Annotated in this window: 15 protein-coding genes; 12 read left to right on the forward strand and 3 right to left on the reverse strand. The window is 32.2% G+C overall.

The features are described from left to right. The 5 genes from cydB to ACVC3Y_RS04010 all read left to right on the forward strand — a co-directional run bounded on the left by cydB (nt 1) and on the right by ACVC3Y_RS04010 (nt 3653). Entirely contained in the window at nt 1-1077 is a 1077-nt protein-coding gene (gene cydB / locus ACVC3Y_RS03990; protein WP_452226177.1) for a cytochrome d ubiquinol oxidase subunit II, read from the forward strand. Between the two features lie 15 nt (nt 1078-1092). Then, complete coding sequence (locus tag ACVC3Y_RS03995) at nt 1093-1401, forward strand: hypothetical protein (RefSeq protein ID WP_452226178.1); 309 nt, start codon at nt 1093-1095, stop codon at nt 1399-1401. 156 nt (nt 1402-1557) lie between these two features. Next, nucleotides 1558-3015, forward strand: coding sequence for an NAD(P)/FAD-dependent oxidoreductase (locus ACVC3Y_RS04000; protein ID WP_303424351.1), 1458 nt, complete (start codon nt 1558-1560; stop codon nt 3013-3015). Between the two features lie 23 nt (nt 3016-3038). After that, nucleotides 3039-3179, forward strand: a complete 141-nt coding sequence (locus ACVC3Y_RS04005; protein ID WP_303424353.1) for a hypothetical protein — start codon at nt 3039-3041, stop codon at nt 3177-3179. A gap of 3 nt (nt 3180-3182) precedes the next feature. Continuing rightward, on the forward strand, nt 3183-3653 hold the full coding sequence (locus tag ACVC3Y_RS04010; protein WP_452226179.1) for a hypothetical protein: 471 nt from the start codon (nt 3183-3185) through the stop codon (nt 3651-3653). A gap of 86 nt (nt 3654-3739) precedes the next feature. Here ACVC3Y_RS04010 and ACVC3Y_RS04015 read toward each other — a convergent pair whose 3' ends face one another. Continuing rightward, nucleotides 3740-4738 carry a metal-dependent hydrolase gene (locus ACVC3Y_RS04015; protein WP_303424681.1) on the reverse strand — a complete coding sequence of 333 codons (999 nt, stop codon included), beginning with the start codon at nt 4736-4738 and terminating at the stop codon, nt 3740-3742. Nucleotides 4739-4873: 135 nt separating this feature from the next. Between ACVC3Y_RS04015 and ACVC3Y_RS04020 the strand changes: the two genes are divergently transcribed. The 7 genes from ACVC3Y_RS04020 to ACVC3Y_RS04050 all read left to right on the forward strand — a co-directional run bounded on the left by ACVC3Y_RS04020 (nt 4874) and on the right by ACVC3Y_RS04050 (nt 12320). Continuing rightward, nucleotides 4874-6181, forward strand: a complete 1308-nt coding sequence (locus ACVC3Y_RS04020) for a TolC family protein (protein ID WP_452226180.1) — start codon at nt 4874-4876, stop codon at nt 6179-6181. A 9-nt stretch (nt 6182-6190) separates the two neighbouring features. After that, nucleotides 6191-7267, forward strand: coding sequence for an efflux RND transporter periplasmic adaptor subunit (locus ACVC3Y_RS04025; protein ID WP_452226181.1), 1077 nt, complete (start codon nt 6191-6193; stop codon nt 7265-7267). A 173-nt stretch (nt 7268-7440) separates the two neighbouring features. Continuing rightward, nucleotides 7441-10635, forward strand: a complete 3195-nt coding sequence (locus ACVC3Y_RS04030; RefSeq protein WP_452226182.1) for an efflux RND transporter permease subunit — start codon at nt 7441-7443, stop codon at nt 10633-10635. A gap of 16 nt (nt 10636-10651) precedes the next feature. After that, nucleotides 10652-10861, forward strand: coding sequence for a YgaP family membrane protein (locus tag ACVC3Y_RS04035; RefSeq protein WP_303424361.1), 210 nt, complete (start codon nt 10652-10654; stop codon nt 10859-10861). Nucleotides 10862-10934: 73 nt separating this feature from the next. Then, entirely contained in the window at nt 10935-11489 is a 555-nt protein-coding gene (locus ACVC3Y_RS04040; RefSeq protein WP_303424363.1) for a YeeE/YedE family protein, read from the forward strand. 2 nt (nt 11490-11491) lie between these two features. Further along, nucleotides 11492-11905 carry a DUF6691 family protein gene (locus ACVC3Y_RS04045; RefSeq protein WP_452226251.1) on the forward strand — a complete coding sequence of 138 codons (414 nt, stop codon included), beginning with the start codon at nt 11492-11494 and terminating at the stop codon, nt 11903-11905. A 73-nt stretch (nt 11906-11978) separates the two neighbouring features. Then, on the forward strand, nt 11979-12320 hold the full coding sequence (locus ACVC3Y_RS04050; protein ID WP_303424366.1) for a DUF4870 domain-containing protein: 342 nt from the start codon (nt 11979-11981) through the stop codon (nt 12318-12320). Between the two features lie 70 nt (nt 12321-12390). Here ACVC3Y_RS04050 and ACVC3Y_RS04055 read toward each other — a convergent pair whose 3' ends face one another. Further along, nucleotides 12391-12735 (reverse strand): hypothetical protein, encoded by a 345-nt coding sequence (locus ACVC3Y_RS04055; protein WP_452226183.1) that lies wholly within the window; start codon nt 12733-12735, stop codon nt 12391-12393. 181 nt (nt 12736-12916) lie between these two features. After that, complete coding sequence (dnaN, locus tag ACVC3Y_RS04060) at nt 12917-14035, reverse strand: DNA polymerase III subunit beta (RefSeq protein ID WP_303424369.1); 1119 nt, start codon at nt 14033-14035, stop codon at nt 12917-12919. Nucleotides 14036-14052: the final 17 nt, after the last annotated feature.

Consider the following 14052-nt stretch of genomic DNA (forward strand, 5'->3'; position numbering starts at 1 on the left):
ATGGAATTATTTTGGTATATCGTTTTAATGACAATGTTAGCTGTTTATGTAATTTTAGACGGTTATGATTTTGGAGCAGGAATTATTCATTTATTCTTTGCTAAAAAAGAAAAAGATAAAAAAGCAATTACTAATGCTATTGGCCCTTTCTGGGATGCAAACGAAGTTTGGTTAATTGCTTCTGGTGGAGTGTTGTTTTTTGCTTTTCCAACTTTATATGCTTCTTCTTTTAGCGGTTTTTATTTGCCCTTAATGATGATTTTATGGTTACTTATTTTTAGAGCAATTGGTTTAGAGTTAAGAGGACAGATTCACAATAAAATGTGGGAAACTATTTGGGATAAAGCTTTTGGAATATCCAGTTTATTATTAGCACTCTTTTTTGGTGTCGCTTTAGGTAATGTTGTACGTGGAGTTAATTTGGGAGGTGTTGTAGATGGGGTTTCAACGCACGAAGCACATTATTTCTTTTTGCCACTTTGGAATCCAACGTTTAGTCCACAAGCAGAGCAATTAGGAATACTAGATTGGTTTACCGTTTTATTAGGTGTTGTTGGAGTAGTAGCTTTAACCATTCATGGTGCCAATTGGATTATTTTTAAAACGAATTCCGATTTAAATGAAAAATTAAAACGCGTCGTTTTTAACCTTAATTTTGTATTGTTTGCTTTAGTCGTTATTTCACTTCTAGTTTGGCATGTTATAGAACCTAAACCTTTTCATAATTTTTTAGATAAACCTTGGTTATGGATTTTTCCAATAATCACTTTTATAGGATTATTTGGGTTGTTTAAAGTGAAATCTTTCCAAAAACATGGTAAAGGATTTTTATTTTCTTCTTTATTTTTAGCAGGAGGATTAGCGTCAACAGTAGCTTCCATTTTCCCAAAAGTACTACCTTCTACAAATTCAATAAATCCAGATTTAACTTTATATAATGTAGCAGCCCATGAATATGGTTTGTCTGTTGGTGTGTATTGGTTTGCAATAGCAGTAGTTTTAGTCGCTATTTATATGGTTATTCAATATCGTGTTTTTAAAGGTAAAATGGATGATGTTGGCTATGGCGAACATTAATAAAACAGTATCGTTATGACAGGAACATTAATCTCATTAATTAGTATTTTTATAGGAATCCTAGCTGCAAATACATTTGCTTACTTTAAAAAACAATATTCTTTTGGTTTTACAGGAAATACATTAGTTGGTGTTTTTGGAAGTATCTTTTTTATTAAATCTTTTGGTCGATTAGGTTTTGATCCTTGGTCCATTATGCATAATGAAACATTTCATAGTTTTCCTTTTTTTATAAACTGTTTGGTCTCCATTTTAGGGGGTATTTTAGGTCTCTTGTTTATTACGTACTTAGATAATAAAATGAACAAAAAAGCAGCTAATTAGCTGCTTTTTTTGTGTAACAAAAGTTACTGTGTAGCTTATTTAAAAACGCAACCTTTATAGTGTAGTTAAGAAGTGTAATGCACATGAACTTATAAATAGTATAAGTTGAATAGAATCTTAATTTATAATTGTAAATCAAAAATTAAATCATATAAAATGTCTAAAATTGTAATTCTAGGAGCTGGAATTTCAGGTCACGTAGCTGCATCACATTTACGCAGAAAATTGCCGAAAAAACACGAAGTAGTTGTAGTGTCTCCTAACAGTAATTACCAGTGGGTCCCTTCTAATATTTGGGTTGGAATTGGAAGAATGAAATCAGAAAAAATCTTGTTTCCATTAGCGCCTTTGTATAAAAAGAAAGGTATTGGTTATAAACAAGCTAAAGCAATTTCGTTTTACCCAGAAGGAGATAAGACTGAAAAAAAACCTTATGTTTTAGCAGAATATGTTGTTGGAGAAAATAAGGGAGAACAGGAAAAAGTGACTTATGATTATTTAATTAATGCTACAGGGCCAAAATTGAATTTTGAAGCAACTGAAGGTTTAATTCCTGGTAAAAACAAGACCTATTCTGTTTGTACATATACACATGCAGACCATGCTTGGGAAGGTTTAAATGAAGTAATTCAGCAAATGAAAGCGGGTAAAAAAGCCAAAATTTTAATTGGTACAGGTCACGCAAAATCTACCTGTCAAGGTGCTGCTTTTGAGTATATTTTAAATGTAGAACAAGAATTACGCAACCATAATGTGCGTGATATGGCAGAAGTTACATGGATTTCTAATGAATACCAATTAGGTGATTTCGGTATGGATGGTATGCTATTAAGTTATGGAAGCATGACCATGAAATCGCATGAAATGGTCGAAATGATTTTTGAGGATAGAGATATTAAATGGATACTTGGCGCAGGTGTTAATAAAATTGAAGAAGGGGTTGCGTATTATGAAAACTTAGATGGTGAACACAAATCAGAATCTTATGATTTTGCCATGTTAATCCCCTCGTTTTCAGGGCATGGGTTTAAAGCTTATGATAAAAACGAAAAGGATATTACAGAAAAACTTTTTAAAGGTTTTATGTTAGTAGATGCAGATTATACTCCAAAACCTTATGAAGAATGGTCGGTTAAAGATTGGCCAGAAACCTATCAAAATCCTAGTTATAAAAACATATTTGCACCAGGAATAGCATTTGCTCCTCCACATGCTATTTCTAAACCTAGAACGAGTAAAAATGGAACTGTAATTGCACCTGCACCACCACGAACAGGAATGCCTTCTGGTATTACCGCAAAATTGGTAGCAGATAATATTATAGATTCTATTAAAAATGGTAAACAATCGCTTGAACATAAAGGAAGTTTAGGAAATATGGGGGCAGCTTGTATTGCTTCAGCTGGTTACGGAATGACTAAGGGAAGTGGTGTTAGTATTACTACATATCCAATAGTTCCAGATTATGAAAAATATCCTAAAACACAAGGAAGACAATTAGGTAAAACCTTTGGAGAAATAGGCTTAGCAGGCCATTGGTTAAAATTAGCCTTGCATTATGCTTTTATTTATAAAGCTAAAATGAAACCTTTTTGGTGGTTAATTCCGGAATAAGAAATTTTTTAAAAGACAAAATCATGACACAAAGAATATCAAAATATCAAAGATTTAAAATGATGAATCCTATCCTGCAGTTTTTTAAGTTTATATACTTAAGCATAAAAATTATGCTAGTAGTTGCTGGAGGTCATGGAGGAACAAGACAAAGCAAAATATAAAAAATGAAAAGTATAGTACATGTAATTATTTGTTTTATTTTTTCAGGATTTTTTTCCTGTCAAAATGAACAAAAAAAGGAAGCCCATAAAACAAAAGAAAAAACAGTATTCGAGCCAATGAGTATCGATGATGGTCGTATTTCTCTAAAATTAAATCCAATGCAGAAAAACCATCAACTTTCTAATATGAGAAGTCATTTAGAAGCTGTGCAACAAATTACTTTACTTCTTTCTCAAGAAAAGTATGATGAAGCTTCTAAAGTAGCATATACTAAATTAGGGTCTACTACAGAAATGAAGTTAATGTGTGCTTCTTTTGGTGATAAAGGGTTTGAAAATATGGGACTAGAATTTCATAAAAGTGCAGATAAAATGAGCGAAATTTTTAAAAAAAGAAATAAGGAGCATTCTCTTAATGCACTTTCAAATACATTAAACTATTGTGTGCAATGTCATGCAACTTATAAACAGTAAATAGAGTTAACTGATGTGGTTATCAGTTTTTTTTTGGTTGGTTAGTAAAAAGCATTTGTAAGAAATTATAAATGCTTTTTCATTTTTTAATTCCCTTTTAAACGCGTCCATAAATCTGCTAGTAATCGTTTACCATCTCTATTGTTTTTGGGCATTTCAATAAATTTTACATTTTCTATAGTATCCACCTCTATCTTGTATTGAAATACAAAATTATCTGCTTTTGGTTTTAAGCTTAACAATCCGAAACGTAAATCATTAAAATAAAGAACACCTTCTTTTTCAGATATAGTATACCAACCTTCAGAAATTGCAATCATACGTTGTACCTTTTCGTTTTTAATTAAATTACCTAACAAATAATGACGCTTCGGATAGGTTTCAAAAGAAATAGGTTGACTATCAAAAAACGAATAATTTCCTAATAAATAAGCATCTTCAATTTCTACATTAGCACTCCAAAGAATGGTGTTTAAAGGAGAAGGTCTAGTGTCCAATTGTAAATATTCGACATGTTGGTTTTGTAAAGCTTTTTCAAATTGTTTAAATGCGATGCCTTTAAAAAGAAAAGTGAGTAGTAAATAGAAAGAACTCAATAGCAATCCAAAGTTATTATACAAACGACGTTTGTTGGATGTTCGTTTTTGTCGCATTGCTAATATTAAAAAAAACAAAAACGGTAAAGTATAAAGAGGATCTATAACGAATATGGTTTTAAAAGCTAATCGCATATCCATAGGCCAGAACAATTGCGTTCCCCAAGTAGTGTGTGCATCTAAAATTGGATGTGTTACAAATGCCCAAAAGAATAACCAGGACCAACTTTTAAAATCTTTAAATTTTTCGTAGCGAGATACCAACCATCCAAAAACAGGAGCAAAGAATATAGAGAATACAATCGAATGGGTAAACCCTCTATGTATGGAAAGTGCAGAAACGGTATCTGTAAAAAAGGAAGCAAACACATCTAAATCGGGAATGGTTCCAGCAATAGCGCCATAAAGCATGGCTTTATTTCCAACTTTTTTACCTAAAACAGCTTCTCCTACTGCAGCTCCTAAAACAATTTGAGTTAATGAATCCATATAGTTTTCAAAAGTAAGCCATCCGCTTTAAACCACATAAAAAATAGTTTTAAAAGCGCCTTTAATTGCTTGGTAACTTTTGTTACTGACTTCGGTGTTTATCTAATGTACTTTTGTATGGTAAAATATTAATTAATGAAAAAACATTTTTATATATCCTTAGCACTTTTGGCTTTTTCAATATCGATAAAAGCGCAAGAAATGGTGCCAATTGCTAAAGCGGAAGTCTTAGCTAAAGTCTCTGAAAATAATACAAGTATTAAAATTTCAGAAGAAGAGTTCAAGCAAGCTAAAGCAGATTACAGACAAACCAATGCAGTGTTTTTACCAAATATTACAGCTAGTCATACGGCAATTGCTACAACAAATCCTTTAATGGCTTTTGGATCTAAATTAAATCAGGAAATATTAACACAAAATGATTTTAATCCTGCATTATTAAATGATCCTTCTCAAATAGAAAATTATGCTACAAAGTTTGAAATACAACAACCATTAATTAATGTAGATGGTATTTTTCAACGTAAAGCGGCTAAGTCTAAAATGGAAGCCATGTCTTTACAGACAGAACGAACCCAAGATTATTTAGCTTTTGAAGTAGAGAAAGCTTATATGCAATTACAACTAGCATATAAAGCGGTAAATGTTTTAGAAAAAGCATTAGAAGCTGCAAATGCAAATAAAAAATTAGCAGATAATAGTTTTAAACAAGGCTATTTACAACGCGCAGATGTTTTAAATGTAGAAGTTCGTGTAACCGAAGTTCAAAACCAGTTGCAAACTGCAAAGAGTAATGTGCAAAATGCATCTAATTATCTGTCTTTTTTAATGCATGATGAAAATTATGTGGTGTATACTCCAACAGATGAATTAACCGTTGCTTCGTTTACTATGGAAGATAAAAAAGTTTCCGAAAATCGTTCGGATATTAAAGCTATGCAAATGGCATCTAATGCATATGAAGCTATGAACAAAGCAGATAAAATGGCATTTTTACCAAGATTAAATGCTTTTGGTAGTTATGAACTATATGATGATCAAATATTTCAAGGTGATGCTAATGGGTATTTATTTGGAGCACAATTAAGTTGGGATATTTTTCAAGGTTCTAAGCGTTTTGGTAAAGCGCAAAAAAGTAAATCGGAATTGGAGAAATCTAAATTAGAATATAAGCAATACGTATCAAAAAGCAATTTAGAATTGAATAAAGCAAAACGTGCTTTTATAGATGCGGAGAATAAATTAAAGCTTACCACATTGGCTTTAGAGCAATCGGAAGAATCACTAAGAATTAGAACCAACAGATTTAAAGAAGGTTTAGAAAAAACATCCGATTTATTACTTGCAGAAACGCAATATTCCCAAAAACAATTAGAATATTATCAAACCATTTTTGAATATAATTATACACAAGCATACGTACAATTTTTAACCAAAGAATAAATTTTTAAGATGAAAAAAATATATACAATTCTAACTTTTTCTTTTGCATTGTTACTAGCAAGTTGTGGTAGCGAAGACAAAAAAAATGTTGTAGATAATACACCAGCAATTGCTGTAAAAGTAAGTCCAATAGAAGCAAATGCAAATAGTCCGTTTTTAAGTGTTAGTGGAAAAATACAAGCTACTAACAGTGCAGATTTAAGTACAAGAATGATGGGGTACGTAAATAAAGTTCACGTACATGTTGGTGATAAAGTACGTAAAGGGCAACTTTTAGTTTCGATTAATAATAGTGATTTACAAGCGAAACGTGCGCAAGTTAATGCAGGAATAACAGAAGCCACTGCAGCGTATACCAATGCAGAAAAAGATTATAATCGTTATAAAAATTTGTTTGCAGAACAAAGTGCATCTCAAAAAGAAATGGATGATATGACTGCTAATTTTAATATGGCTAAAGCACGTTTAGAAGGAGCAAGACAAATGAAAAACGAAATCAATGCACAATTTGCATACAGTAATATTACGGCTCCTTTTAATGGTACAGTTACTAGTAAAAATGTAGAAGCAGGCAATATGGCAAATCCAGGAATGCCATTAATTAGTATAGAATCTCCAGGTAGTTTTGAAGTGATGGCAATGGTACCAGAAACAGAAATTTCTGAAATTAAAAAAGGAACTACTGTAGATGTTTTGGTGAAATCTATAAATCAAATTATAAAAGGAAAAGTAACAGAAGTGAGTACTTCAGCTAAAAATACTGGAGGACAATATTTAGTAAAAATAGCTTTAGATAAAACCGATGCTAATATTTTATCTGGAATGTTTACCACCGTGCAGTTTCCTGTAGAACGCAAAGTGAAATCGTCTATGGTTTTAGTACCAACGGATGCTATTGTTACCAACGGACAATTATCTGGAGTGTATACGGTAAGCCAAAGTAATACCGCAATGCTACGTTGGTTACGTTTAGGTAGAACCTTTGGTAATCAAGTGGAAGTATTGTCTGGTTTAAATGCTGAAGAAACCTATATTGTTTCGGCAGAAGGAAAACTATTTAATGGCGCTAAAATCTCTATTCAATAACTAAAAAGCCGCGTTAAGGATAGAAGAGGAAATCCTTTTTACGTACGTTTGAGTGAATTTGCCTAAGCAAATTTGTATCGAGAACAAGTAAAAAGATTGTAACGGATAGCCTGTTAAAACGCCCAAAAATATAAAATTTCCCAGCCTCATGGGAATGAAAAAAGATAACAATTATGAAAGAAGGAATCGCAGGTAAAATTGCCAAAATCTTTATGCAATCCAAATTAACCGTGTTGTTAATGATTGTATTTATGGTTGTTGGTGTGTATAGCTCATTTTTAATTCCACGTGAGGAAGAGCCACAAATTGACGTACCAATGGCAGATATTTTTGTAGGGTATCCTGGAGCTAGTCCTACCGAAGTAGAATCGCGAGTAATAAAGCCATTAGAGCAATTAATTTCGAATATAAAAGGGGTAGAGTATGTGTATTCTACGTCTATGAAAGAGCAAGGAATGGTCATTGTACAATTTTATGTAGGCGAAGATATTGAACGTTCTTTTGTAAAATTATACAACGAAATTAATAAGCATATGGATCAAATGCCAGCAGGAGTAACCTTTCCGTTGGTAAAAACAAGAGCAATTGATGATGTGCCAATGTTAGGTTTAACCTTGTGGAGTGAAAAGTATGACGACTATCAATTAAGTCAGATGGCTCAAGAGTTAGAAGCAGAAATTAAAAAAATAAATGATGTAGCAATGACGCATAAAATTGGTGGTAGAAATCGTCAATTACGTGTGGTTTTAGATAAAGATAAATTAGCAGCTAGCGGATTGGATTTTTTATCGGTTTCTGAAATGATAAAAGCCAATAATAGTCAATTAAATTCTGGAAGTTTTGATAAAAACGATAAAGAGTTTTTGGTAAACACTGGGCAGTTTTTAGAAACGGTTACCGATGTGGAAAATTTAGTGGTTGGTGTACAACAAAACCAACCAATCTATTTAAAACAAGTTGCTACAATTGTTGATGGCCCAGAAATACCACAAAATTATGTGAGTTTAGGTTTTGGAAAAGGTGCAGAAAAATCTGCAGAATATAAGTCTGAATATCCTGCGGTTACCATTTCGGTAGCCAAAAGAAAAGGTGCAGATGCCATGAAAATTGCAGAAGTAATTATTGATAAAGTAGCGCATTTACGCAGTACTTTAATTCCAGATGATGTACATGTAGAAATTACTAGAAATTATGGGGAAACCGCTTCGCATAAGGTGTCTGAATTGCTGTTGCATCTAATTGGTTCTATCTTTGCCGTTACACTTGTTGTGATGTTAGCAATGGGGTGGAGAGGTGGATTGGTCGTGTTTTTATCGGTTCCAATTACTTTTGCTTTGACCTTGTTGAGCTATTATATGCTAGACTATACTTTAAACCGTATAACATTATTTGCATTAGTTTTTGTAACCGGAATTGTAGTAGATGATTCTATTATTATTGCCGAAAATATGCACAGGCATTTTAAAATGAAACGCTTGCCTTTTAAACAAGCCGCTTTATATGCAATTAATGAAGTTGGTAATCCAACCATTTTAGCAACATTTACGGTTATTGCTTCGGTTTTACCTATGGCTTTTGTTTCTGGATTAATGGGACCATATATGGCACCCATGCCAATAGGAGCGTCTATCGCTATGATTTTATCGTTATTTGTTGCTTTGACTATTACGCCATATTTAGGATATATTTTCTTAAGAGAAAAGGACAAAAAAGGAGTAGAAGAAAAACCCGAAAAAGCAGTAGAAGATACGCTTATTTATAAAATATATAACAAATTTGAGCGTCCGTTATTAGAAAGTAAAGGGAAACGATGGATGTTTTTAGGTCTAACTTTTCTTGTATTGATGGGAACTATGGTACTGTTTTTCACCAAATCGGTTGCCGTAAAAATGTTGCCATTTGATAATAAAAATGAGTTTCAGGTTGTCATTGATATGCCAGAAGGAACTACCTTAGAGCGAACAGGAGTAGTTGCCCAAGAAATATCACAATATTTAGCTACGCGACCAGAAGTAGTGAATTACCAAAACTATGTTGGTACTTCTGCACCAATAACATTTAATGGATTGGTACGTCATTATGATTTACGTGGTGGAAGCAATATGGCAGATATTCAAGTTAATTTATTAGATAAAGAAGAGCGCTCAGCACAGAGTCATGATATTGCTAAATTACTGCGTCCAGATATTCAAAAAATAGCAGCAAAATACCATGCTAATGTAAAATTAGTGGAAGTGCCACCAGGACCACCAGTACTTTCTACAATTGTAGCAGAAGTCTATGGGCCAGATTATGAAGAGCAAATAAAAATAGCGAATAGTGTTCAAAATATTTTAAAAAACACAGACGACGTTGTAGATATTGATTGGATGGTGGAAGCGAATCAAACAGAATATCAATTTCAGATTAACAAAGAAAAAGCCATGTTATATGGAGTTGCGCCACAGCAAATAGCGTATACTATGCATATGGCATTGTCAAATAGAGCAATTACCAATTTATATGATGAAGATGCGGTAAACCAAGTAGGTTTGGTGTTGGCTCTAGATGAAAAAGAGAAATCTACAATTACAGATATTTCACAATTAAAAGTAAAATCGAAACAAGGAAATATGGTTCCTATTGCAGATTTAGTAAGTATTACAGAAAACACTGCAGCTAAAAGTATTTATCGTAAAAACCAAAAACGTGTAGTATATGTCATGGCAGATATGGCTGGAGCATTAGAAAGTCCTGCTTATGCCATTTTAGGTATGGAAGAAAAATTAAAAGAAATTCCGTTACCAAAAGGCTATACTATTAATGAAATGTATTTAGGGCAACCTGATTTTGAAGATGATTATACCGTAAAATGGGATGGTGAATGGCAAATTACTTTAGAAGTATTTAGAGATTTAGGAATTGCCTTTTTAGGAGCTATTATATTGATATATATATTAATTGTAGGATGGTTTCAAAACTTTAAAGCACCAATTGTGATGATGGTTGCTATACCATTATCCTTAATTGGAATTATTCTTGGTCACTGGATTATGGGAGCATTCTTTACAGCAACCTCTTTTATAGGAATGATAGCTTTAGCTGGTATTATGGTTAGAAACTCCGTGTTATTAATTGATTTTATAAACTTAAGAACCGAAGAAGGAGTTCCCTTAAAACAAGCAGCAATTGAAGCTGGTGCAGTACGTACAACTCCAATACTATTAACTGCAGGAACGGTTGTTATAGGGGCATTTGTAATCCTGTTTGATCCTATTTTTCAAGGATTAGCAATCTCATTAATGGGAGGAACAATTGTTTCTACAGTATTGACTTTATTAGTTGTTCCGCTTGTGTATTATATGATAGAAAAAAAGAATTATAAATAATTAAAAAGAAATTAAAATGTTAAATACATATTTTAGAATTATAGTAGGTTTTATGGTGCTTTTAAGCGTTGTTTTAACGGTTTATGTAAGTCCAAAATGGATGTGGTTTACGGTATTTATAGGTGTTAATTTAATTCAATCTGCGTTTACAAAATGGTGCCTTTTAGAAACTATTTTAGTAAAATTAGGAGTGAAGAAAGAAGTTACAGGTTGTAGTGTGAAATAGATTATTACATTTTTTATTCGATTTATATTCCATAAATACGTTTTTAGCATGTACTTTTGCCAAAAATTTATTTATGGAATTTTTCTTACAACCTTGGCCTTGGTATATTTCTGGATTTTTAATAGCATGTACTATGTTATTGCTATTACTTATGGGGAAAAAGTTTGGTATGTCTTCAAATTTAAGAACATTTTGTTCCATTTGTGGAGCAGGTAAAGCAAGTGATTTTTTTCGATTTGATTGGAAAATGGACAGTTGGAATTTACTTGTGGTTTTAGGAGCAATGCTTGGTGGTTTTGTAGCTTCTCATTATTTGTCTACTTCAGAAATGCCAGCAGTTAGTGAAGCAACAAAAGTTTCATTAGCAAGTATAAACATTGCAACAGAAAACCAATATCTACCTGTGGAGTTATTCTCTATTTCCGCTTTAAGCGATATAAAAACCATATTTATTTTAATAATAGGAGGAATACTTATCGGATTTGGTGCGAGATATGCTGGCGGTTGTACATCTGGTCACGCCATTTCTGGTTTAAGTAATTTACAACTACCTTCTTTAATTGCTGTTATTGGGTTCTTTATAGGAGGACTGGTTATGGTACATTTAGTATTTCCTTTAATTTTTTAATGATGAAACAGATATTATTTATACTTATTGGGTTTATCTTCGGAATAATTATGTACAAATCGGAAGCAGCTTCTTGGTTTCGTATTTATGAAATGTTTCAGTTTCAATCGTTTCATATGTATGGGATAATAGGAACAGCTTTAGCTTTTGGGGTTTTATTTGTGCAAATGATCAAGCGTTATAAAATAAAATCATTTGACGGGAAACCTATTGTTATACTTCCTAAAGAAAAATCATTTTCTAGATATATGATTGGAGGAATCATTTTTGGATTAGGCTGGGCTTTAGCAGGAGCATGCCCTGGACCCATTTTTGTGCTTGTTGGTGCAGGATATTTACCAATACTTATTGTTTTATTTGCTGCTGTATTTGGTACTTTTTTATATGGTTTATTAAAAGATAAATTGCCACACTAATAATTTCCTCTAGTTTTTGTAACATTTTTTGGTGTTGTACGTCTTATAAGTATCAATCAATAACACAATCCTCATGAAAAGACAAGACAAACAACTTCTAGTTATCACGCACTTAAGCCAATTAATTACTTTGGTTACTGGTTTTGGTAGTTTAATTCTTCCGCTTATTCTTTGGGTTACTCAGAAAGAAAAAGTGCAAGAAATGGATGCACATGGTAAAAACATTATTAATTTTCAGTTAAGCTTAATTGTATACTGCATTATATGTGTACCATTAATCCTTTTATTTGGATTAGGTCTTTTAGGTTTTATTATTTTAGGAATTATTTCTATAATCTTCCCAATAATTAATGCTATAAAAGCAAGTAATGGAGAAACACCAACATACCCTTTATCTTTTAATTTTATTAGTTAGTTAATTACTTAGATAAAGAAAAACGCAACCCGAAAAGGTTGCGTTTTTTATTTAAAAATATTTTAAAATCTTATTGCTTAACAAATTCAAATCCTGAAAAGTTTGCTAAAATCAGATTTCCTTCTGGTGTGAACTCAAAAGTTGTAACTATATTTTTTCCGTCTTGTGATATCGTTAATGAATCATTCTTAACATTCCAATCTATGGAAACAATATTAGAAATAATACCAGTTTCTGTTTTTTTTTGATCTACTATAAATCCTGTATTGTTTTCCTCAAAGGTAACTGTATATTCCGAATCTGCTTTAAAATCATGGCGTAACCAAGCACCAATTAAAGGAGCACTAGCATTTTTACATGAAAATTGCACAAGGAAAAGTGTAACGAGAAAGAATAGCTTAATGCCGTTTTTCATTTTTTGGATTAATTGTTTTCATTACTTGGCAATATCTAGATTTAAGGGAATCTTTTAGGATATTGGTTGTTGTAAAGGTAGTAAAAATACTACCGTTTTAGAAAGGGAATTTGAAAATATGGTGTAAAAAAAAAAGCAATTCCGAAGAATTGCTTTTTAATTATATTAATAAAGTAAAAATCTAGCTATTAAGCATCACTGGCATTACAAGCATAGTTACTTGTTCTCCTTCGTCTAATCCATCCACAGGAGTTAAAATTCCTGCTCTATTTGGTAAACTCATTTCTAACTGTACTTCATCGGAAGTTAAGTTATTAAGCATTTCTGTTAAAAAACGCGAGTTAAAACCAATTTGCATATCGTCTCCTTGGTAATCACAAGTTAAACGTTCTTCTGCTTTGTTCGAGTAATCAATATCTTCAGCAGATATGTTTAATTCTGCTCCAGCAATTTTTAAGCGTATTTGGTGTGTTGTTTTGTTAGAGAAAATACTAACACGACGCACAGAGTTTAAAAATTGTGTTCTGTCGATACTTAATTTATTCGGGTTTTCTTTAGGAATTACCGCTTCGTAGTTAGGATATTTTCCATCAATTAATCTACAAACTAATTCGGTATTCTCAAAAGTGAATTTTGCATTAGAATCGTTATACTCAATAGTTACATTATCATCACTAGCAGCTAAAATTCCTTTTAAAAGATTTAAAGGTTTTTTAGGCATAATAAACTCTGCAACTTGGCTCGCTTTTACATCTTCTCGAGTGTATTTAACTAATTTGTGCGCATCTGTTGCAACAAAGGTTAAACCTTCGGTAGAGAACTGAAAAAAGACACCACTCATTACTGGTCGTAAATCATCATTTCCTGCAGCAAAAATGGTTTTGCTAATAGCAGTAGCTAAAATATCGCCAGAAATAGTTGTAGAACTTGGGTTTTCTAAAGCTACTGCTTTAGGAAATTCTGCACCATCGGCATATGCTAATGCATACTTACCATGGTTCGAGCTAATTTCTATCGTGTTATTTTCTTCTACAACAAAAGTTAACGGTTGCTCCGGAAAAGTCTTTAAAGTGTCTAAAAGTAAACGCGCAGGAACTGCAACACTACCTTCGTTATCACTTTCTACATCTAGCTTAGAAGACATGGTCGTTTCTAAATCACTTGCAGAAACTGTAAGTTCGTTATGATTTAATTCGAATAGAAAATTATCTAAAATCGGTAAAGTGTTCGAGCTGTTAATTACACCTCCAAGAACTTGTAGTTGTTTTAGTAAATAGGTACTGGATACTATAAATTTCATGTATATAATACGTTAAT

Source organism: Lacinutrix cladophorae, assembly GCF_053604645.1.

What these genes read in the sequence shown, in the direction of transcription:
- ACVC3Y_RS04000 (WP_303424351.1), top strand. Translation starts at nt 1,558, where the DNA reads ATGTCTAAAATTGTAATTCTAGGAGCTGGAATTTCAGGTCACGTAGCT.
- ACVC3Y_RS04020 (WP_452226180.1), top strand. Translation starts at nt 4,874, where the DNA reads ATGAAAAAACATTTTTATATATCCTTAGCACTTTTGGCTTTTTCAATA.
- ACVC3Y_RS04050 (WP_303424366.1), top strand. Translation starts at nt 11,979, where the DNA reads ATGAAAAGACAAGACAAACAACTTCTAGTTATCACGCACTTAAGCCAA.
- ACVC3Y_RS04015 (WP_303424681.1), bottom strand. Translation starts at nt 4,738, where the DNA reads ATGGATTCATTAACTCAAATTGTTTTAGGAGCTGCAGTAGGAGAAGCT.
- ACVC3Y_RS04030 (WP_452226182.1), top strand. Translation starts at nt 7,441, where the DNA reads ATGAAAGAAGGAATCGCAGGTAAAATTGCCAAAATCTTTATGCAATCC.
- ACVC3Y_RS04035 (WP_303424361.1), top strand. Translation starts at nt 10,652, where the DNA reads ATGTTAAATACATATTTTAGAATTATAGTAGGTTTTATGGTGCTTTTA.
- cydB (WP_452226177.1), top strand. Translation starts at nt 1, where the DNA reads ATGGAATTATTTTGGTATATCGTTTTAATGACAATGTTAGCTGTTTAT.
- ACVC3Y_RS04045 (WP_452226251.1), top strand. Translation starts at nt 11,492, where the DNA reads ATGAAACAGATATTATTTATACTTATTGGGTTTATCTTCGGAATAATT.
- dnaN (WP_303424369.1), bottom strand. Translation starts at nt 14,035, where the DNA reads ATGAAATTTATAGTATCCAGTACCTATTTACTAAAACAACTACAAGTT.
- ACVC3Y_RS03995 (WP_452226178.1), top strand. Translation starts at nt 1,093, where the DNA reads ATGACAGGAACATTAATCTCATTAATTAGTATTTTTATAGGAATCCTA.
- ACVC3Y_RS04055 (WP_452226183.1), bottom strand. Translation starts at nt 12,735, where the DNA reads ATGAAAAACGGCATTAAGCTATTCTTTCTCGTTACACTTTTCCTTGTG.
- ACVC3Y_RS04010 (WP_452226179.1), top strand. Translation starts at nt 3,183, where the DNA reads ATGAAAAGTATAGTACATGTAATTATTTGTTTTATTTTTTCAGGATTT.
- ACVC3Y_RS04040 (WP_303424363.1), top strand. Translation starts at nt 10,935, where the DNA reads ATGGAATTTTTCTTACAACCTTGGCCTTGGTATATTTCTGGATTTTTA.
- ACVC3Y_RS04005 (WP_303424353.1), top strand. Translation starts at nt 3,039, where the DNA reads ATGACACAAAGAATATCAAAATATCAAAGATTTAAAATGATGAATCCT.
- ACVC3Y_RS04025 (WP_452226181.1), top strand. Translation starts at nt 6,191, where the DNA reads ATGAAAAAAATATATACAATTCTAACTTTTTCTTTTGCATTGTTACTA.